Origin of the sequence: Sphingobacterium sp. UBA7249, from assembly GCF_002472835.1 — a bacterium.
GTDB lineage: Bacteria > Bacteroidota > Bacteroidia > Sphingobacteriales > Sphingobacteriaceae > Sphingobacterium > Sphingobacterium prati.
The window spans coordinates 168,992-190,018 of record NZ_DKST01000012.1; the positions used below are offsets into that span (position 1 = coordinate 168,992).

The following is a 21,027-nucleotide window of genomic DNA, read 5'->3' on the forward strand; positions in this document are numbered from 1 at the left end:
TCATCGGATTATAATTGTTAGATGGACCAAGGACCTCTCATGGGCTGATGAATTAAACGATTTGCTGCGTCATCATCGATAAATTGCTCGTTTTGAGAATCGTATTTTAATGATCGGTTGAGGCGCAGCGCTGCCAGTCCCATATTCACCAAAGTGCAGGAACGGTGTCCATTTATTTCATTTAGAGCAAACTTTTCACGTGTCCTGACAGATTCCAAGAAATCGGTGATTTGTGGTGTCGGCTCAGGATATTGTGCGAGTTTTCTTTCCAAATCTGGAATATCAGAAGCAAATCCTTTGTATAATTTACCTTTAGGGCCTTCGATATATGCTGCTTTTTCATCTTTGGCTTCACCATCTAAAATGATTTGACAACCATCCGCATAAGTAAAGGTAATACGTCTCCAAGTACCTACCGCATCGGGATGTTGCTGTGGTGCGTCCACATCAACGCTTATTGGGCTTTCATTGTCCTTACCCAGGAAATATTGCACGGGATCCATGTAGTGTTGTCCCATATCCCCCAATCCACCGCCATCGTAATCCCAATATCCTCTAAAAGTAGTGTGCGTACGATGTTTATTGTATGGCTTATAGGGGGCTGGCCCCAACCAAAATTCATAGTCCAATTCAGCTGGAACTTGTTCCTCAGGAAGGTTTTCTTTCCCTACCCAATAGAATTTCCAGTCAAACCCTGTATGCTTGCTTATCGTCACTTTCAATGGCCAACCCAACATGCCTGTATCCACTAGTTTTTTAATTTTGCTAACAGGTACATTCATTCCATAAAAATCATCTTTAAAGCGAAACCAAGTGTTCAGACGGAACATATTTCCATGCTGTGCAATAGCTTCTTTCACTTTCTTACCTTCGCCTATAGTACGTGTCATCGGTTTTTCACACCAGATATCTTTTCCAGCTTTGGCAGCTTCAATAGACATGAGGCCATGCCAATGCGGTGGAGTAGCGATATGAACAATATCTACTTCTGGAGATTTAATGAGTTCTCTGAAATCATGGTATTCTTTGATTCCACCACCCAAGTCTCTTTGTGCAGCCGCGAGATGCCTTGTATCAACGTCACAAATGGCAACTGTTTTTGTTCCGGCATAACCAAAGTGACCTCTGCCCATATTCCCGACGCCAATTACTCCTTTGGTTAAATGATCACTCGGGGCAAGATAGCCCTGGCCTCCAAGTACAAAGCGCGGTACAATAGAAAATGCCGCAGCACCTACCACTGATTTTTTAATAAAATCACGCCTTGATGAATTCTGTTCTTTCATGTTGGTTGGATTAGTTGTTTTATAATTGATCCATTTAGGCTGTTAAAAAATAACCACAATTGGATATTGAACTTAAAAATAGATAAAAAACTGATAAATATAAACTGATAACTAAAATTTTACGTATTGTTTGCTCAGGTTTTATGAAAAAATAATAAAAGAACAATTCTAAATCCGTTTCTTTCATATATAATATTCGATTTTATTGTTCTCACGCATCACAGTGATATAAAATTGTTACATAAGGATGCTGTACAGCGTTATCGTTGAAAACCGGAGGCTTTTTCTGTATCGCGATCTACTTTTTTATGAGAGGACAGTTATGGAGCATATGAGGATTTTGAAGGGAAAGAACTATTATTGCCCCATATTTATACCTATCTTGGATGTTCAGTTCGTTTTGCTGTTAATTCGTCCGTATAGAGATAGGATTGTATGAAACCGAAAACACTCAATCGTTTTCGTAAAACAAGCTTGATTATCCTTAGAGAATCCGAGATCTTTATGGGGCCTTCGATAGAGGAAAACCGATATGACGCGACCAAGGATACTATTATTGATTATTATTTATACGATCTCCTTATATAATAAGGGATTTGGACAATTTAAGGTTGCTCCGCTTGGAAATACCATATATGAAGGGGTATTTACGGGGAATGGTTTATTGGGAACTATGACTTACCTATTGGATAATAAGTCAGTGCGTATTGACATCGGCAGAACGGATGTATATGACCATCGTGCGAATTCGGAGGACAAGTTGTTCGAGAAGGCCCGCCTGTCATTAGGTTATTTTAATCTGGAGCTTGAGAGTTCAATAGCACAAGCCAAAGGTGATATTTATTTGAAGGAAGCTTATGCTTTGGCTACCTTCTCGACTGATCAAGGACAGATCGAGGTAAAGACCACGACGCTTTCTAATGTAGACGTCATTCTATTGGAGGTCTTGAAAAAGGACTTTAAAGGAAAATATACGCTCAACTGGGTAGCTGATTCTGCGATTAGTCCACGCATGCAGTTTAGCTATACCCAAAAGCCGAAGACTTACCTTGCCAATCCAGTAGGAGTGAAGGGCCGACAAGATAATATAAATTTCTTTGAGCAGCCGTTGACAGCAGGAGGCGGTTATACGACTGCTTACCTACTGCGCTCAACTAAAACTATTGATACCTATGTGATTACAGTTGGCTACAGTCAGGCTGGAAAGGATTTTACAAAAAAAACACTTGACTATCTCCAAAAATTTGATGAAAGAAAAATAACCAAGGCTTTGGCGGAGCATCGGCAATGGTGGGCCAACTACTATAATGCATCTGCACTCGAATTGCCCGATGGGGTTTATCAATCTTTCTACGATATGCAATTGTATAAGCTGGCAAGTGCTACACGCTCGGATAAGCCTGCCATGGATCTACAAGGACCATGGACAAGTCCAACCCCCTGGCCTGCTTACTGGCTTAATTTAAATATGCAACTTGCCTATTCGCCGACATTTAAAGCCAATCATTTGGATATTGCGCATTCTTTGATCCAAATGATTGATCGAAATAAGGGAAACTTACGCTCGAATGTTCCGGTGCCTTATCGTTACAACAGTATCGCTGTAGGTCGTTCTTCGGCTGCTGATTTATGGAGCCCGGTACTTCTGCAGAAAGGTGTCAGCTTGGAAAGAGCGGCAGATGGTGAGAAGGAACTCGGTAATCTGTTATGGCTGCTGCATAGCTACTATCAGTATTATCGGGCAACGCTGTCGCAAGAGGTGTACGATCGTCTCTTTGTACTTTTGAAAGAAGCGGTCAACTATCATTTGCATTTACTGGAAAAAGATCAAACCGGAAAATATTACATCACTGTAAAGACCTATTCCCCTGAATATTCCAAAGGATTTGCTTATAATACCAATTACGACCTGTCCATCCTAAGGTGGGGTTTAAAAACACTTTTAGAACTGGATAATGAACGGGGAGGAAAGGATTCGCTCCATGCTACATGGAAGGATGTGCTACTGCATTTGGTTGAATATCCACAGGATAGTAATGGTTTTATGATCGCCAAAGATGTGCCATATGATGAATCACATCGTCATTATTCACACCTCATGATGATTTATCCCTTTTATGACGTGAATTGGGATCAGACTGAGAATAGGGGATTGATCGAAAAGTCCATCGCACATTGGCAGAGCAAAAAGCAATGGCTCCAAGGTTATTCATTTACGGGTGCTGCTTCCATGTATGCGATGATGGGGCGCGGCGATTCTGCTTTAGCTTCATTGGATGTTTTGTTGAATAAATATATTAAACCAAATACCTTATATGCCGAAAGCGGGCCTGTGATCGAAACTCCGCTGGCTGCAATGGCAAGCATTCAAGAACTCTGTTTACAATATTGGAATGGGATATTACGTGTATTCCCGGCAGTTCCAAGCAGATGGAAAGATGTTTCGTTCAGTCATTTTTTGGCCGACGGAGGCCATTTGATTTCCGCACGACGACAAAATGGAGCCACAGTAGCTGTTGAGGTTAAAAGTCAATATGGAGGATCATTAAAACTCAAGCTTGATATGGCGAACCCATCCGTTAAAATACATGGAAAAGGACGGTATACGAGACAAGTGGATGGGTTGATCATATTAGAACTCAAAGAAGGTTCTACAGTCGCTATCCGTGAAAACGACTAGCGCAAAAAGCATTCAATCAATAACGTAAAAAAGGGAATAAATAATGAGACTTAAAAAGCAAATTTTAATGATTTTATGGACTGCTTTGGGAACAAGTAGTGTGGTTTATGGGCAAACAGCAAAATTGAAGCTGTCGAAAGAATTTGTTCAGCAGCAACTTGACGGCGCTGCCAAGCAGATAAAAGTTTTGGATAAGGAAATGCCAAAGGATAAATTTCCAAAAACATTTGAACATGGCAAGGAAGTTTTTTCATCGTCGAGCTGGTGGTGTTCGGGATTTTATCCCGGAACTTTATTTTATCTGTATGAAGGAACCCAGGATCAGCAACTATTAAAGAGCGCTGAAGATAAATTGACCTACCTGGAGAAGGAGAAGAACAATAAGGGGACACATGACCTGGGCTTTATGTTGTTCTGTAGTTTTGGGAACGCGTTAAGGTTGACTGGAAATACCCAACAATATAAACCCGTTTTGACGACAGGGGCAAATTCGTTAGCATCGCGCTATAGTCAGAACACAAAAGCAATTCGTTCTTGGGATCACGGATCGTGGGATTATCCGGTCATTATAGATAATATGATGAATCTGGAATTTTTAACGCAGGTTTCTAAAATTACAGGCGATAAAAAATATTATGATATTGCTGTCACACATGCTGAAACGACATTGAAAAATCATTTTCGAAAAGATTATAGTTCGTATCATGTGATTGACTATGATAAAAATACTGGTAAAGTGCGATCTAAAAAAACACATCAGGGTGCTTTTGATGAATCTGCATGGTCGCGTGGCCAAGGCTGGGCTTTATATGGTTACACAATGATGTACCGTGAAACAAAGAAAAAGGAGTTTTTAAAACAAGCGCAACAGATAGCGAAATATATCCTTGACAATCCAAACTTACCCTCAGACCTGATTCCTTACTGGGACTTTGACAAGGATAAAATCGCTGCCTCTGATAAGATGTATCCGAATAAAGATTTGAGAGATGTATCGGCAGCAGCGCTGTATGCCTCGGCGTTATTGGAGCTTTCACAATATACAAAAGGTCAGGAATCTGCAAATTATCTGGATAAAGCAGAAACGATGATCAAAAATCTATCGCAAGCACCTTATTTGGCTGCCTACGGACAAAATGGGGGTTATATTCTTCAACACAGTGTGGGGGCACTGCCTTTAAATTCGGAGATTGATGTACCTTTGACTTATGCTGACTACTATTATGTAGAAGCACTAGTGCGTTATAAGCGATTGTTGGCCGGTGAGCCAATGATTAAGGAAATCGCAAAATAAATAGACATCACATACAATATCAAGCCACATTTTTAGCCTAAAATGTGGCTTCTCTATTTAATGCCCCTGTTTAACATAAGGTTTCAGCTGTCTTGCTCTGGTTGTGAAATTTCTTCAGACGGGTTATGTCCAAATTGTTTCTTGAATTCCCTGCTGAAGTATTTTCTTTCGGAAAACCCAACGGCATAGGCGACCTCACTGATATTCATTGACGACTTCAACAACGTTTTGGCTTTATTAAGTCGGTACATCTTGACATAATTGTTGATAGACAAGTTGGATATGGCCCGGAGCTTACGATAAATAATCGGCGCACTCATTCCCATATTGCGGGAAATAAAGTTGACGTCAAAATCAGCTGATTGGATATTCGCTTCGATCAGTTGATCCAATGTCGCAATAAATTGAGCATCCAGTTCATTGTCGAAATCTGTTTTTTTAACATGAAACTCACGGCTCTTTTTGTGACTGATCGCCAGGAGGTTTTGCACAGATAGAAATAACTGTCTATTATCGAAAGGTTTTGTTAGGTAGATGTTTGCTCCGTATTGCAAGGCTTGGGTCTGAGAATTGCTATCTGTCACCGCTGTCAGTAAGATAACTGGAATATGACTGGTTACGATCGTTGTTTTTATGGCCTGACATAATTGTGCTCCATTCATATAAGGCATCATAAGATCTGATAAAATCAAATCAGGTATATATGCTTGTGCCTTTGATAGTGCATCTTCGCCATTGACGGCTGTGATGATGGTGTAGCTCTCCTGAAACAGGCGGACAATGGTATCCAATAGTTCCCTATTGTCTTCGACAATAAGGAGAGTCTGCCGCAAGGAGTTATCGAGCACGAAAGGCGTTACAGGGGTTGGATCTTCAGTCGTGCTTGGGAAGGGCTCTTCCAGGGAGATTGCTTTGCTGTCTGATTTAGGTAAATGCACGCTGAATACGGTCCATTTCCCTTTTTCATTTTGTGTTGTGGAACAGTTTACTTCGCCTTGATGCTGTTGGACAATCTGTTTGGTTAATGCCAATCCGATTCCGGTGCCTATGGTATCATTTGCTTGTTCCTCCCGATAATATTCTTCAAAAATCTTGAATTGATTCTCTGTAGCAATTCCGATTCCATTATCAACGATGTTAATGATGGTATTGTCTTTGTTATCAATAAGTTCTAGGTAAACGGTACCGTTTTCTGGGGTATATTTAATCGCATTTGACAAAAGATTGAACATCACTTTATCAAATTGTACCGTATCGATGAACTGGAGTCCAACGCTATCCAGTTGCCGAATATAGTAGTTAATGTGTTTATTCTGCGCGAGATCGTTGAGTAGGTAAAAGGTATCTTCTATATATTCCCTGAAAGGGATGTAATTTGGTTTCAATACGAAATGTTTGTCATCAAATTTTTTAAAATCAAGTAGTTCGTTAACAACACCTAGTAATTTAGTGGCATTCTTTTTAATACGTTTTATTTTAGATTGGGTAGACGATAAGTTTGCTGTTTCGGAAATAATTTCATCTAAAGGTGCTGTTATCAAGGTCAGCGGTGTTCGGATCTCATGAGAAATTTGTGTGAAAAATTTTATTTTCTTTTCATGGTCGCGTTCGGAATTGATCAGCATCTGCCGTTCGACGACAAACTTAATAATAAAGTGTACTCCGAGCGCAAATAGCCCTGCATATAATAGATAGGCCCACCAGGTCCTCCAGAGAGGGGGCTTGATATCTAAGTGTATCTGAAGGGGAGTATCGCTCCAGATTCCATCATTATTGCTTGCGTATATGGTTAAGGTGTGCTGTCCCTCTGGGATATTTGTATACCTGACGCTGGGTGTGCTGGTTTCTATCCAATCTTTATCAAAGCCCTCGAGTTTATAACGATACCTGTTTTTCAGTGGTTTAATAAAATTGGAACTTGAAAAATTAACTGTGATGAAGTTTTCGTCATGGCGTAATTGCAGCTGATAGCTGTTGGATTTCTCGTCTTTTTGGAGACGTCCGTAATTTAAGGGGCTGTCCTCAAGAAATATATTCCGGAACAGGACATTGGGTTTTGCCTGGTTGAAGGTAATTTTTCGGGTATCGATGGAAACCAGTCCGTTCAGTGTCGTGACAAATAGCATACCGGCTTCGTTTTTATAAACCTTGGCCCCTTGCATATTTTTGACAGGCAGGCCATCATATTGATTGAGTGTTGTTGTGTATTTTGTTGTTGGATTAAAGAAAATCAGTCCATTTTTGCTGCTAATCCAGAAATGCCCATCGATCATGATAGGCCAGCCTAGGGTATTATTAGGGAAACCCACTGTAAGGGTCAAACGATCTTTAAGATCGAAGTGATATAAATCTCCTTTTGAAGTAATCCAAACATTGCCATTTGGGGCTACGTAAAAGCCATTTATGTAAAGTGAGCTTACTTGCTTTATGGGGTGGATAGTAGCACTAAAATTCTTTTTCCGAAATAGCTTTCCTGATTGGAGTAAATAAATCTGCTGTTTATCATCTGCCTGTATCTCATCTATTGTGTTTGCTGCGAGCGAGGAATCAAAATGTGGTGGTTTTTCCTGTTCCGCAATGTAAAGTCCCTTATTTGTACCTAAATAGATTCGTTGTGCTGGATCTACATAAATACTGTAAATATTGTTTTTCAGATTTAAGAGGTCCTTTTCGAGGAAGAAATTTTTGGTGTTGCCTGATTTTAAGTCAATGACGGAGTAGCCACCACCATATTGTGCGGCGTATAATTTTTCATCCCGAATATAGAGATCTTTTATAAGGTTTGATCGGGTAAATTTGGGCTGCGGACTTGTATTCCCTGTAATTTTATCAATTTTATTGATCCCTTCCTCTTCAGTCCCAATCCAATAAGCATTTTTGGAAACGGCAAAACTACCAATAATATCGCTGTTCAATCGTCGATTTAATAAAGAACGTGTAGAATAGGTTTGGATAGGGATCAAATCAGGATAAACTGCGTTGATACCCCCAAAATATGTTCCTAGCCAAATCACTTTTTGGTTATCCATAAAGATATCATAAATTGAGTTCTGACTGAGGGAGTTTTTGATGGACGTATTATGTTTGTAATTCGTGAAAACAGGGGACCCGTTGAAAATGGAAAGACCTTTCAACGTTCCAATTAATAGTTCCCCATTTGCATTTCTAATGATTTTGCGAACATTATTGCTCAAGAGATTACTATTTTCTTCGCTTAGATTTCGCCAGTTTCCACTGGAAAAATTGAACAGAAATAGCCCATGTAATTTTGTCCCTACCCAAAGTGTGTTGTCTTTAAAATGCATTGTACTAAAGATTCGTTCCTTTGGTGGTAATAGGGGAAATCCCAGGTTATGGGTTTGAGATATTCGTTTGTTTTTATAGGTAAATGATTCGATACCGTCGGAGCTAGCTATCGTATACGAATCTAGTCCTGTTTGAACGATAGCCTGCGTATGAGGGCGATCTAAAATTAATTTAAAATCATAGGAGCCTGAAGCTGGAACAGCTACGTATAAGCCTCTGTTTGTACATAGAAAAATATGACCGGAGAGAATTTGTATATCCGAGACAACGAGTTTTTCGATAAAAGGCTTTCCTCTTTTTAATACAGCCTTTCGTTTGTCTATGTTGAAAATAAATACTTGAGTTGCGGTAGCAATGAAAAGATCATCTTTGTCGTTTATACAAATCTTATTAATATAATCTAATTTGTTGAATATGCTATCCTGAACACGAAGGTTTACAATAGTTTGTGAGTCGTAAACAAACAGATTGTCCCCTCCTCCAAACCAAAGTTTCCCTTTTTTATCCTGAGCGATAGTTAAAACTGCCTGCTTATCTAATACATTGTCCTGTGTTAATGTCTCAAAATTGAAGTTCTGAGCCAAACAGGACATAAGTGGGCAAAATAGCCATACAATAATGACCATGTGTTGGATCTGCTTTACGAGGAAATTCATAGATAAATAGCGGTTACAGTTCAAATTTAAGATTTTACCCCTTAATATTTATAAAAATCACCCTATTAAATAGTTACGCTTGCTCAATTTTGATACTGTTAAGCAACCAATTTTTAATTTATAAAACCAATTTCCTAAAGTATGGTTAAGTTTTACGCAATTGGATTGTCCGCTATGACATTATTTGCTGTTGGTGTCGCTAACGCCCAACAGAAAGTAAGTGTTACAGGACAAATCAAAGACAGTCAGGGAGCACCATTATCAGGTGTTACAATTCGAGAGAAGGGAGGAACACTCTCAACCTCCACAAATGGATCGGGAACCTATTCCTTGTCCGTCAGTCCCAACGCAACACTAGTAATCTCCTATGTTGGATATCAAAACCAAGAGATAGCCCTCAACGGACGAAATGTCGTTAATGTAACTATGGATGGTACGAGTTCGGTTATTGATGAAGTTGTTGTTGTGGGGTATGGAAAGCAGAAAAAAGAAAAACTTTTGGGATCTGTAAGTACAATTGATGCAAAGCAAATTGAAAATAGACCCGTAACAAATGTTTCTACAGCATTAAGCGGTGCTGCTGCAGGTGTACAGGTGAAACAAAGTACAGGACGTCCGGGTTCGGACGGTGCAACTATTCGTGTACGTGGTATCGGTACGATGAATAATGCGGAAGCATTGGTTGTGATTGATGGAATAGTGGGGACAATGGATGCCGTAAATCCTAATGATATAGAAACAATCTCAGTATTGAAAGATGCTTCATCTGCCTCAATCTATGGTACGCGTGCTGCCAATGGAGTTATATTGATCACAACGAAAAAGGGTAAAGCGAATCAAAAGACACAATTGGCTTATTCAGGAATTCTATCGAAGACTAAACCTATGGGAACACCTGAGTTTGTATCAGACTACGTGCGCCACATGGAGTTAATGAATGAGGGAACATTTAACTTGGGAAAACCGGCAAAATATGCTGAATCTAGCATCGAGCAATGGCGAAAAGCAAATGCAGATCCAAATGGTGTTTTAGCACCTTCCGGTTTACCAAATAATGTAGCTTACCCAAATACTGATTGGACAGATTGGATTTATAACTCGAGCTGGCTTCAAAGTCATAATATTTCAGCAACAGGTGGATCAGAGTCTACTAATTATATGATTTCAGGACGGATCTTGGATAATCCAGGTATTATGAAAAATACGGGTGCCAAGAAGTATGAATTGAGGACGAACCTAAGTACCAAAATTGGAGACCGATTAACGATTGGAACAAACACTTTTGCCTCAACAGAAGATAGAAAAAAGGCAAATGTGGACAACTTGTATAATTTCTTACGGCAATCGACACCTGGAGTTTATCCGATGTATGATGGAAAATTTGGCGGCGCTGTAGCAGCAGAAGAGTCTGTTCAGTTGAACAATTTGATGCAGTATCTATACGAGCCTCAGGGGATGGACAAAGTATCGAATTTTAATTCCACAATTTTTGCTAATGTAAAAATTATCAAAGGATTAACGTTTGAGACTAAATTTAACTATTTGACCCGCTTTAGAGAGCAGACAGGTAGCAGTATTCCTGTAGATAAATATAATTTTGCAACTGGTGCAATTGTCTTTCCTGCTGGCGTAGCGGCAAATTTGACACTCTCCCAAAGCTATGAAAATCTTCGTACGTTAACATTTGATAATGTACTCCGTTATGAAACAACAATAGGAAAGCACAATATTGGGGCATTATTAGGGCATAATGAATTCCAAACAAAATGGTACATATTCTCAGCATCAAAAAGGGGAGTTATTGATCCGACGATTTCCAATATTAGTACAGCAAATGAGATGAACAGCATTGATGGTAACGAATATGAAACCAGTATGCGTTCCTTTTTTGGGCGGGTGAACTATGATTTTGATGGGAAATACCTTGTTGAATTCAATCTACGCCGAGATGCATCGTCAAAATTTGGAAAGGATAAGCAAGTTGGCTATTTCCCGTCTGTAGGTTTGGGTTGGTTGCTTTCCAAAGAGTCGTTTATGAAAGGTCTAGAACCTTATGTTCAAAATGTTAAATTACGTGGGTCTTGGGGTAAATTAGGAAATGATCGAAATAATGGGGATCCAAATAGTGAGAATTATTTTCCTGCACTTGCTTTTTATGGAAACGTGGGGTACTCTTATGGCGGGGCACAAGTTAGTGGTTTAGAACGGAGCAAATTCGGGAATAGGCTATTAGCTTGGGAAGAAAGCGAAAATAAAGAGGTCGGGTTGGAATTTTCTACTTTCAAGAGTAAGGCTTACGTCGAGGTAAATTACTATAACAAACTCACCTCTGGAATATTGGTTCCTGAACAATTGCCACTCACAACTGGTAACACTTCAGCCCCAATTGTCAATTCTGCTGCAATGCGTAATAGCGGTATTGAACTTAATCTGACCTGGAAGGATAAAATTGGTGAAGTTAGCTACAATATCGGCGGTAATTTTGCCTACAACAAAAGTAGAGTGACTAAACTCAAAGGTCAGCTCTTAAGAGGTTGGAATGACTTAAACGGTACGAATACCTACAGTACCAATATTGGACAAGTATCAAATGCTGTCGGAACTAACCAACGCAACCTGGAAGGTCATCTATATAAAGAGTTTTATGTAAGAGAACGATATAGGGGGGATGGCAGTTACTATTCTAGTGACGGATCAGTCAATCCAAATGGGGGGCCGCGAGATGGTATGATCCGAACAGAAGCAGATTATAAATGGGCGGAGGATATGAAAACTGCAGGGTACAGTTTTTCTCCGGTAAATACGCTTGGCAAAGAACAGCTTTATTATGGTGATTTTCTTTACGCAGATTTAAATGGAGATAAGATCTATGGAAATGAGAATGATCTTGATTTCACAGGAACTTCTGATATTCCGAAGTATATTTATGGTTTTAATTTGGGCTTTTCCTATAAGGGATTTGATCTGCAAATGCTGTGGTCAGGGGAAGGGAAATTACAATATTATTGGAATGATGAGGGGTACAGCAACAATATTGTGCGTGATGGAAATGGCATTTCAAAACGGGTAGCAGATGACCATTATTTCTATGATCCTGCTAATCCTAGTGATTCTCGCACAAATATCACTGGATCTTATGCTCGCTTAAAATATAATGGCGAAACCATCAATAACGTAGCAAATAATTATTACCTCTACGATGCAGACTTCATTAAATTGAGAAACTTGCAGATCGGTTATACCTTCAATAATAAGCTTACAGAACGTTTGCATGTGCGCAATCTACGCGTATATTTCTCTGGAGAGAATTTATTGATGTTTACAAAATTCCCGGGAGCTGACCCAGAAATCGGAGCGGGTGCTAAGTATCCGACGATGAAACAGTATGCATTTGGTTTGAATTTTGGATTTTAATACTAAGACAAATGAAGAAAATATTAACGATAGGTGTGCGTAGATTATATATGCATTACAAACAATATAATAAATGCTTAGGACATATTTCCATGTTGGCTATTGTCTTAGGTACAATGGGATCATGCAAAAAGGATTTATTGGATATTACCTCAAATACGCAAGTTCCTGAGGATAAAATGTGGACAACCGATAATTACACTGATCTTGGTGTAAATGGCGTGTATCAGGCTTTACGTTTTGGATATGCTACAGGAGGAACAAACAATCGCGAGCTTTATCAATATGACCGTCTGTCTAATACACTAATGCCAAGGGGCGGCGATCCGTTGCTAAATGCAACCGCCAATACTTCTTCAGGGATTTTTGTGGACGTTTGGAAGGAACTATATGAAAGTGTACATCGCGCTAATGATGCGATTTATGGGATAAGTAACATTTCACCTTCCACACCGGAAAAGAAAGCACGGTTATTGGCCGAAGTGAAATTTTTGAGGGCATTTTATTATTACAGATTAAATCAATTGTATAAAGGAGTACCCCTATATGATGCGCCAATAAATTATAATGAGGCAACTAAACCTAGAAATACAGAAAAGGAAGTTTGGGATTTTATTATAAAGGACCTTAGTGATTGCATTGGCGAAACTAACTTACCTACAAAATTTCCGGCTGGAAGTAAGGAGTTCGGCCGTATCACAAAGTCTGCGGCCTATGCTTTGCGCGGTAAAGTGTATATGTATTTGCAGGATTGGGATAAAGCGATAGCAGATTTTCAGGCCGTTAAAGATGCGGGGCATCAACTGTTTCCTGACTATAAAACGCTATTTACTGCTGTGAATGAAAAATCTGACGAAATGATTTTCTCTATTCAGAACATTGCACTGGATAATTATGGATCGACCATGCAGTTCTACTTTGGTAGCCGTTCTGCGTTTGGATCCAATTGGGATAGTTATTTGGTTAGCCCCGATTTTGTTGATTTGTATGAAAATAAAGATGGTAGTAAATTCAATTGGGATGATATTATCCCGGGCTATAACGCTATGGCTCCAGCAAAAAGAGAAATTTATTTCATACGCGATAACGTACAGCAAGTAGCTCAGGCCAATAACAAACCTGCTAAATACACGGATTTGGTCGATCCCAAACGTGGGCTCGATTTTGGACTTTATCTGCAAAATGGAAATGAGGCTCGTTTAAAGAAAGCTTTTGAAAATCGAGATCCACGTTTAAGTGCGAATGTTATTTTACCTTACTCGACTTTTGTGGGAATGAACGGCACTTCCGATCAAACTTTCACTTCTCGATGGCCTCATATCGAACAGTTGAACAATGTTTTTGATTTAAGAACAGATATTGAAAGCCAGTATTTTTACTTGCCACGCAAATTTGTATATGAAGGAGGTAAGCCTCCTATTCCAAGCAGGGTTGCAGGTGACATAGATTATCCGGTAATACGTTACGCAGATGTATTGTTGTTGTGGGCTGAAGCTCTAAATGAAAAGGGACTGACTGGACCTGCAATTGATAAAGTAAACGAAGTCCGTGCCCGAGCTAAAGTGGGACTGCTAAATAGTTCTGCTGCGACTACTGTTAGTGATAAAGCTGATTTAACCAGTCGAATTCGTAATGAACGCAGACGAGAGTTTTTTGGCGAAGGTGTTATTTATTTTGATGAGCTGAGATGGAAATCATGGAAGGACCAAGTCTTTGGCGGTAATGCCGGAAATAAACAACCATGGGGTGCAATCGTAGACAAATACACCTACTTGGGGGATCAACTTTATACCTGGCCTATTCCTGAACTGGAAAGACAACGAAATACAAGCTTAACCCAAAATACGGGTTGGTAGATCAGTCAGATCCATTTATGTTACGTAAAGAAGTTGTTATCAATCGCTCGTGCAATCGTTTGCTAGAGTGATTGATCCATTTTGGTTTGTTTTTTTATATTAAAATAAAGATTTTTAATGTTTGGTGTAATACTTAGTGTTTAAGTAGAGCTACCTAATAAACCGTTTTTGATGAAAAGAAGAGTCTTATTAAAACTGCTAGGTGGAGCTGGTCTGGGTGCATTTGCAACATCCTTGACTGTGGAAGCAAAAGCTAAAGATAGTACTTCTGCAAACCGATACTATAGTGATAATGATCGTGCCTATTGGGTATCTATCCTACACAAGATGGCCGCGCCTATATTGAGCAATATCAGTAAGCAGCAATGGCGTAAAAATATGCCAATGGAGGTGAGCCCAACTTTTGATAGTAGAGATCCTGGGGTCGGGTATTTGGAAGCTTTTGGCCGATTATTGGCTGGTATGGCTCCTTGGCTAGCATTACCGAATGATGCGACAGCGGAAGGTAAATTGCGTAAAAAATTATGCGATCAGGCATTACTCGGGATACAATATGGTGTCGATCCGAAATCTCCGGATTATTTTACCTGGCGGGGACCTTCGTCACAAACTCTCGTAGATGCAGCACATCTTGCTCTCGCTTTCCTGAGAGCACCAAAAGCGTTGTGGGAACCATTGGAAGAGGTAACCAAAAAACGCGTTGTAGAAGAATTTAAGCTATTGCGCAAGATCAAACCCAATGAAAGTAACTGGTTGCTTTTTGCAGCAATGACCGAGACATTTCTGTATAGTATAGGAGAAGAGTGTGCACGTGAAAAAATAGATTATGCGGTCAATAAATTTGACCAGGAATGGTATGTCGGTGACGGCTGGTATAGTGATGGGGCTCGATTTAGTTTTGATCATTACAATGGCTATGTGATCCATTGCATGCAAGTCGAATCGCTGCGCCATAATATCTCAGCTGGTGGGAAATATAAAGAAATGTATGAACGGGCTTATAAACGCATGCAGCGCTATGCGCATCATCTAGAGCGGATGATATCCCCAGAGGGACATTATGTGGTTGTGGGGCGTTCGTCTACCTATAAGAATGCAGCTTTCCAGCCGTTGGCAGCAGTAGCTTTAGAAGATAAATTGCCAGAAGATATCTCAAAAGGTCAGGTTAGGGCTGCGTTAACAGCGGTACTCAGGCATATCTATATTGATAAAACTTTTGCCCCTTCAGGATGGCTTCGCATGGGCGTGGTAGGGGACAAACAAACGAATCTAGCAGATTACTATACAAATGCGGGTTCGATGTATGTGGCATCGCTGTCATTCCTTCCGCTGGGATTACCTGCTACGGACGAGTTCTGGACATGCGCTCCGCAGAAATGGACATCGCAAAAATGTTGGGACGCAGAGCAGTTTCCCAAGGATTACTATGTTAGCTATTAAAAAAGAGCAAAGATTAAGGGTTGGCTATGGCAGGTTGCAGGTTCGTTAAATAGAGCACTGAACCCCTTCTTCTTAATCTAAATACTGGAAAAAAAATGTACTTAAATAAGCCGAAGGTTTGCATTATGTGCATCTAAATACGCAATACTAAAAAATGAAGATACAATACTATATTACAGGTGCTTTACTGGTTGGGCTGGGAATACAAGGAATTTCCTGTTCCAGTCAGAAAAGTTTAGGGTCGGTTAAGTTAGAGCTTGACAAAGAATTCGTTCATTCCAATTTGGAGGATGCTCGTAAACAAATTAGCTATCTTGCTGAATCGATCAGTGAATCAGATATGCCGACGACTTATAAGGATGGCAAATATGTGAATTGGGGTTCGACCTGGTGGTGTTCGGGATTTTATCCCGGTACAGTGTTATATCTATACGAATATAGCAAGGATGAAAAGTTATTGGTCGAAGCAAAACGTAAATTAAAACATCTTGAAAAAGAAAAGAATAACAAAGGAACCCATGATTTAGGGTTTATGTTGTATTGCAGTTTTGGTAATGCCTTGCGATTGACCGGAGATTCAGTGGCCTACAAGGAAGTTTTAAGTACAGGTGCAGCTTCATTGGCAACACGTTTCCATGAGGCTCCGAAGACTATTCGTTCATGGGACGGGGGCAAAAACTGGGATGGTCAGCCTTGGAACTATCCTGTGATTATCGATAATATGATGAATTTGGAGTTTTTGACGGAGGTTTCTAAGATGACGGGCGATAAGCGATATCAGAATATTGCCGTGCAGCATGCCAATACGACGATGATCAATCATTATCGAAAAGATTATAGTTCCTACCATGTCGTGGATTACAACCCGAAAGATGGAAGCATTATATCGAGAAAAACCGCGCAAGGTGCTTTTGACGAGTCCGCATGGGCCAGGGGACAGTCTTGGGGACTTTATGGTTATACAATGATGTACAGGGAGACTGGTGACAGGAAATATCTAGAACAAGCACGTCATATCGCCCAATTTTATTTGAATCATCCCAATCTACCGGAAGATTTAATTCCATATTGGGATATGGATCAAAATAAGCTTACTCCAGATAGTAAGTACTATGGCCAAAAGGATCTACGTGATGTTTCTACCGCTTCGGTTACTGCTTCAGCACTATTAGAATTGGCACAGTATACTCGTGGTAGTGAAAGCCAACTGTATATTTCGAAGGCAGAGCATATGTTGCGGTCACTCTCGTCAAAACCATATAAAGCAGAGTATAAGGAAGCGGGTGGTTATATTTTGAAACATAGTGTCGGTTCTATTCCACATAAAACCGAAGTCGATGTACCATTGACTTATGCGGATTACTATTATGTTGAAGCATTGATCCGATATGATCGAATGCTCAATGGAGAAAAAGTGATCAAACAATAATAATGATGTCTCCTGAGGCTTTTTAAACAAAATAAATCACGATTCGAAGTGTTGGATCGTGATTTTTTGCTTTGTTATGTAGTTGATTAGTCCTTATGATTTTGCTTAAAAATATGGAATAACTTGTACCTTTATCCTTATGACCGACATTCAGAAAAGATTTGATCGTATACTCGCTATTTATATGCATCTGCAGGCGAAGCCTGTGGTAACTGCTGCTGCGTTGGCGGAAAAATATGAAGTAAGCCTACGGACGATCTATCGTGATATCCGATCTCTGATGCAAGCTGGAATTCCCATTTATGGTGAAGCAGGAAATGGCTATTCACTGGTCGAAGGATATAAAATGCCGCCCCTGCAATTTAGCCGGGAAGAGGCATTGAGTTTTGTTGCAGCAGAAAAATTGGTTGAGAAGTATACAGACAAGAATCTCGCCCACCATTTTACGACAGCTATGCTCAAGATGAAGGCTATTTTGAGAGGGAACGAAAAGGAACATGTTGCTTTGTTGGGGGACAATTTTCTCGTTCGAGGCGGCCGCCATCAGTTTAATGAAAAATTGACGCACGGAACCAATACGCTTATTGAGAGTATAGCTGCAAAAAAATGCGTGGAGATCTATTATTCCAAGCCTTCGGATAAAGTGCCAGAAAAACGCGAGATCGAAGCAGTTGGTATTTTTGTAGAGAGTAAGTTCTGGTATATACTTGCTTTTTGTAAACTCAGGAAGGACTATAGACAATTTCGTCTGGATCGGATCAGTAATATCCGAATGCTTCCTGACAATTTTGGAAAGGAACATCCCGAGCTTTCTTATTTTCTAAACAAGCGCCATGAAATGCCAACCACGAAAGTGGTGATCCGGGTAGATAGGGAAATGGCGCGGTATATGGAATGGGATCGTCACTATTTCGGGTTTCAGAAAGAGGTGGTGACAGATAATTATGTAGAAATGCATTTTGAAAGCATTAACGTGGAGGGTGGATTCGCACGCTGGTACTTGATGTTTGCCGATAAAGGGGAGATTATCGAGCCGGAATCGCTAAAAGAAACGGTGAAGCAATTGCTTTCGGCTGCGCTCGAACAGGTGTAATCTGAGGTTAGGGGGCTTGGGGTTCCCCGTCGAGAGATTACTAAAAAGAATACTTGTCCGGTATCTGAATTGAACCCGAACAAGTATCTATATATGATATAGATTTTAAGATGTCAGTGATAATAATGTGGCAGGTCTCCAATATTATATAGAGCGTCTTCGACTAGTAATACTAGAATCTCCCATTTCAAATCTAATATCTCTCATCTAATAAGTTAATCCCGCTCCCAGAAAAATGGTGGTTGGATACCCAACAAACGTAAATAAACAAATCCTTGACCACGGTGGTGGATCTCATTATCGATGAAATAAAATATACTTTGGATGATTGGCGAGTTGTATTGTCCGAACAGGTTAAATTCCTCGGAGAAACGTTCTGTTGGAATCTTGTCGAATAATGCACTGATCTGTGGAGTAGCCTCATCCCAAGCTTGTAACAGTTGAGCTTTGGTCGTATAGTTGAACTTCTCGTTAAGTTCGCCATTTTTATTATTGACAATTTCCTGTAACCCCGGGACAGCAATACCCAAAAGCTCTTGGGTCATTTCTGCAAATGTCCGCATGCCTTCTACTTTATAATTGAAAAGCGCTTCCTCTGGAAATTTTTCGATTGCTTGTCTTGTTAAGTTTCTGTGGCCTAACCAATGTGCAAGTAGTTCGTTCTTAGAAATGATTTCTGTTTTCATGATTGTCGTATTTAAAGTATTAAAATTTTAGTCTATTTTAAACATCTTACGTTGTTAAGACATCTCAAAATTAGGTGAACCAATGACAGCAGTATGGCAGCAGGAAAATAGAAATATTGTTTTTTATTTTTTTGGGGAGGGCTGTCGTGATCGGGAAAGGGAGCCGTGTGATTGGATGAATAAAAACTGGAGATAGAATAAAGTAGAAAATAAAAAAAATAATTCACTAATTATTTGACAGTTATAAAAATGTTTGTAACTTTGCAGTCCCTTAATGGGAATAGTGTGTCTTGAGCGAAGCCCTACTGCTTCGAAGGACTTTTAATTAATTAATTTACAACATGTCAGGTATTATTGGAAAAAAAGTAGGAATGACGAGCCTGTTTAACGCTGATGGGAAAAATATTCCTTGTACAGTGATTCAGGCCGGGCCGTGCGTGGTTACGCAGATACGTACGGAAGAAAAGGATGGCTACTCGGCAATTCAACTTGGTTTCGACGAAGCTAAGGAGAAAAACACGACAGCTCCTTTGAAAGGGCACTTTGCGAAAGCAAACACAACGCCTAAGCGTAAGTTGGTAGAGTTTAAAACTTTCCCAGATGCAAAACAACTTGGTGACGTAGTTGACGTTACACTTTTCGAGGAAGGCGAATTCGTAGATGTAGTCGGTACTTCAAAAGGTAAAGGTTTCCAAGGTGTAATGAAACGTCATGGATTTGGTGGTGTAGGTGGTGCGACTCACGGTCAGCACAACAGATTACGTGCTCCAGGTTCATTAGGTGCTTCATCATGGCCTTCACGCGTATTTAAAGGTATGCGCATGGCTGGTCGTACAGGTGGTGACAGAGTTAAAGTTCAAAACTTACAGGTGTTGAAAGTTTACGCTGAGCAAAACCTTATCGTTGTTAGTGGTTCCATTCCAGGAGCTAAAGGTTCTTATGTAATCGTAGACAAATAGTAGAGATGGAAGTTAAAGTTTTAAATTTATCAGGTAAAGAAACAGGTGCCAAGGTGCAACTTCCTGAGTCGGTATTTGGGTTAGAGCCTAACGATCATGCGATCTATTTGGACGTGAAACAATACTTAGCGAACCAACGCCAAGGAACTCACAAATCTAAACAACGTAATGAAATCGCGGGTTCAACTCGTAAATTACACAAACAAAAAGGTACTGGTGGTGCTCGTGCGGGTTCTATCAAATCTCCATTGTTTAATGGTGGTGGTCGTGTGTTCGGTCCTCAACCTCGTGATTACTCGTTCAAATTGAACAAAAAATTGAAACAAGTAGCACGTAAATCAGCGTTGTCTTACAAAGCTCAAGATAACAATGTAGTTATTTTGGATGCAGTTCAATTTGATTCTTGCAAAACAAAAAACTATGTAGCTTTAGTAAACGCGTTGAACATTGCTGACGAAAAAACGTTATTGGTTTTGCCAGCATATGATAAAAATGTTTATTTATCAAGCAGAAACTTGAAAAAAGCAAAAGTTATTGTTGCTTCTGATTTAAATACATATGATGTATTAAATGCAACAAAATTATTGTTAACGACAGATTCTGTTAAAACTTTGGAGGAAGCATTAGCTAAGTAATATGGAAATTATCAAAAAACCTATCTTGACTGAGAAAGCTTCTTTGTTAACGGAAAAATTAAACCGTTATGCTTTCAAAGTAGATCACAGAGCAAACAAAATCCAGATTAAATCAGCTGTTGAAGCTATGTTCGGTGTTACAGTTCTTGCTGTAAACACTGCAGTTGTAGCAGGTAAAGCAAAAAGCCGTTACACAAAAGCAGGTTTCGTATCTGGTAGAGCTCCTAAGTATAAAAAAGCTATCATTACTATTAAAGATGGCGAAACTATTGACTTTTACAGTACTATATAAT

Annotated in this window: 13 protein-coding genes; 10 read left to right on the forward strand and 3 right to left on the reverse strand. The window is 39.7% G+C overall.

Translation table 11 applies throughout. The features are described 5' to 3' along the window. Positions 1-17: 17 nt before the first annotated feature. Complete coding sequence (locus B4A24_RS08530) at positions 18-1,286, reverse strand: Gfo/Idh/MocA family oxidoreductase (protein WP_293944318.1); 1,269 nt, start codon at positions 1,284-1,286, stop codon at positions 18-20. 532 nt (positions 1,287-1,818) lie between these two features. Between B4A24_RS08530 and B4A24_RS08535 the strand changes: the two genes are divergently transcribed. Then, entirely contained in the window at positions 1,819-3,966 is a 2,148-nt protein-coding gene (locus B4A24_RS08535; protein ID WP_293944320.1) for a glycosyl hydrolase family 95 catalytic domain-containing protein, read from the forward strand. 67 nt (positions 3,967-4,033) lie between these two features. Beyond that, entirely contained in the window at positions 4,034-5,260 is a 1,227-nt protein-coding gene (locus B4A24_RS08540; RefSeq protein ID WP_293944322.1) for a glycoside hydrolase family 88 protein, read from the forward strand. An 83-nt stretch (positions 5,261-5,343) separates the two neighbouring features. Here the strand turns inward: B4A24_RS08540 and B4A24_RS08545 are convergent, their stop codons facing one another. Further along, the gene (locus B4A24_RS08545; RefSeq protein WP_293944324.1) at positions 5,344-9,222 is read right to left on the reverse strand and encodes a hybrid sensor histidine kinase/response regulator transcription factor; all 3,879 of its coding nucleotides are present in this window, start codon (positions 9,220-9,222) and stop codon (positions 5,344-5,346) included. Between the two features lie 141 nt (positions 9,223-9,363). Here B4A24_RS08545 and B4A24_RS08550 point away from each other — a divergent pair, with 141 nt between their 5' ends. The 5 genes from B4A24_RS08550 (at position 9,364) to B4A24_RS08570 (ending at position 18,454) form a co-directional block, all read left to right on the forward strand. Beyond that, positions 9,364-12,636: a SusC/RagA family TonB-linked outer membrane protein gene (locus B4A24_RS08550; protein WP_293944326.1), complete on the forward strand. Its 3,273-nt coding sequence runs from the start codon at positions 9,364-9,366 to the stop codon at positions 12,634-12,636. Positions 12,637-12,647: 11 nt separating this feature from the next. Then, the gene (locus tag B4A24_RS08555) at positions 12,648-14,492 is read left to right on the forward strand and encodes a RagB/SusD family nutrient uptake outer membrane protein (RefSeq protein ID WP_293944328.1); all 1,845 of its coding nucleotides are present in this window, start codon (positions 12,648-12,650) and stop codon (positions 14,490-14,492) included. Positions 14,493-14,663: 171 nt separating this feature from the next. After that, positions 14,664-15,932 carry a DUF2264 domain-containing protein gene (locus B4A24_RS08560; protein ID WP_293944330.1) on the forward strand — a complete coding sequence of 423 codons (1,269 nt, stop codon included), beginning with the start codon at positions 14,664-14,666 and terminating at the stop codon, positions 15,930-15,932. Between the two features lie 154 nt (positions 15,933-16,086). Further along, entirely contained in the window at positions 16,087-17,361 is a 1,275-nt protein-coding gene (locus tag B4A24_RS08565; RefSeq protein ID WP_293944332.1) for a glycoside hydrolase family 88 protein, read from the forward strand. A 139-nt stretch (positions 17,362-17,500) separates the two neighbouring features. Next, the gene (locus tag B4A24_RS08570) at positions 17,501-18,454 is read left to right on the forward strand and encodes a helix-turn-helix transcriptional regulator (RefSeq protein ID WP_293944334.1); all 954 of its coding nucleotides are present in this window, start codon (positions 17,501-17,503) and stop codon (positions 18,452-18,454) included. A 215-nt stretch (positions 18,455-18,669) separates the two neighbouring features. Here the strand turns inward: B4A24_RS08570 and B4A24_RS08575 are convergent, their stop codons facing one another. Next, the gene (locus tag B4A24_RS08575) at positions 18,670-19,140 is read right to left on the reverse strand and encodes a DinB family protein (protein WP_293944336.1); all 471 of its coding nucleotides are present in this window, start codon (positions 19,138-19,140) and stop codon (positions 18,670-18,672) included. 341 nt (positions 19,141-19,481) lie between these two features. On the opposite strand from B4A24_RS08575, the gene rplC reads away from it, so the two are divergent. Genes rplC through rplW form a run of 3 tightly spaced genes read left to right on the forward strand, consistent with a single transcriptional unit; the run spans position 19,482 to position 21,026 of the window. Beyond that, positions 19,482-20,099: a 50S ribosomal protein L3 gene (gene rplC, locus B4A24_RS08580; RefSeq protein ID WP_104385215.1), complete on the forward strand. Its 618-nt coding sequence runs from the start codon at positions 19,482-19,484 to the stop codon at positions 20,097-20,099. Between the two features lie 5 nt (positions 20,100-20,104). Then, on the forward strand, positions 20,105-20,734 hold the full coding sequence (rplD, locus tag B4A24_RS08585) for a 50S ribosomal protein L4 (protein ID WP_120261738.1): 630 nt from the start codon (positions 20,105-20,107) through the stop codon (positions 20,732-20,734). A gap of 1 nt (position 20,735) precedes the next feature. After that, complete coding sequence (rplW, locus tag B4A24_RS08590) at positions 20,736-21,026, forward strand: 50S ribosomal protein L23 (RefSeq protein ID WP_120261737.1); 291 nt, start codon at positions 20,736-20,738, stop codon at positions 21,024-21,026. Position 21,027 lies beyond the last annotated feature (1 nt).

What these genes read in the sequence shown, in the direction of transcription:
- rplC (WP_104385215.1), top strand. Translation starts at nt 19,482, where the DNA reads ATGTCAGGTATTATTGGAAAAAAAGTAGGAATGACGAGCCTGTTTAAC.
- B4A24_RS08565 (WP_293944332.1), top strand. Translation starts at nt 16,087, where the DNA reads ATGAAGATACAATACTATATTACAGGTGCTTTACTGGTTGGGCTGGGA.
- rplW (WP_120261737.1), top strand. Translation starts at nt 20,736, where the DNA reads ATGGAAATTATCAAAAAACCTATCTTGACTGAGAAAGCTTCTTTGTTA.
- B4A24_RS08560 (WP_293944330.1), top strand. Translation starts at nt 14,664, where the DNA reads ATGAAAAGAAGAGTCTTATTAAAACTGCTAGGTGGAGCTGGTCTGGGT.
- B4A24_RS08575 (WP_293944336.1), bottom strand. Translation starts at nt 19,140, where the DNA reads ATGAAAACAGAAATCATTTCTAAGAACGAACTACTTGCACATTGGTTA.
- B4A24_RS08545 (WP_293944324.1), bottom strand. Translation starts at nt 9,222, where the DNA reads ATGAATTTCCTCGTAAAGCAGATCCAACACATGGTCATTATTGTATGG.
- B4A24_RS08550 (WP_293944326.1), top strand. Translation starts at nt 9,364, where the DNA reads ATGGTTAAGTTTTACGCAATTGGATTGTCCGCTATGACATTATTTGCT.
- rplD (WP_120261738.1), top strand. Translation starts at nt 20,105, where the DNA reads ATGGAAGTTAAAGTTTTAAATTTATCAGGTAAAGAAACAGGTGCCAAG.
- B4A24_RS08535 (WP_293944320.1), top strand. Translation starts at nt 1,819, where the DNA reads ATGACGCGACCAAGGATACTATTATTGATTATTATTTATACGATCTCC.
- B4A24_RS08555 (WP_293944328.1), top strand. Translation starts at nt 12,648, where the DNA reads ATGAAGAAAATATTAACGATAGGTGTGCGTAGATTATATATGCATTAC.
- B4A24_RS08570 (WP_293944334.1), top strand. Translation starts at nt 17,501, where the DNA reads ATGACCGACATTCAGAAAAGATTTGATCGTATACTCGCTATTTATATG.
- B4A24_RS08540 (WP_293944322.1), top strand. Translation starts at nt 4,034, where the DNA reads ATGATTTTATGGACTGCTTTGGGAACAAGTAGTGTGGTTTATGGGCAA.
- B4A24_RS08530 (WP_293944318.1), bottom strand. Translation starts at nt 1,286, where the DNA reads ATGAAAGAACAGAATTCATCAAGGCGTGATTTTATTAAAAAATCAGTG.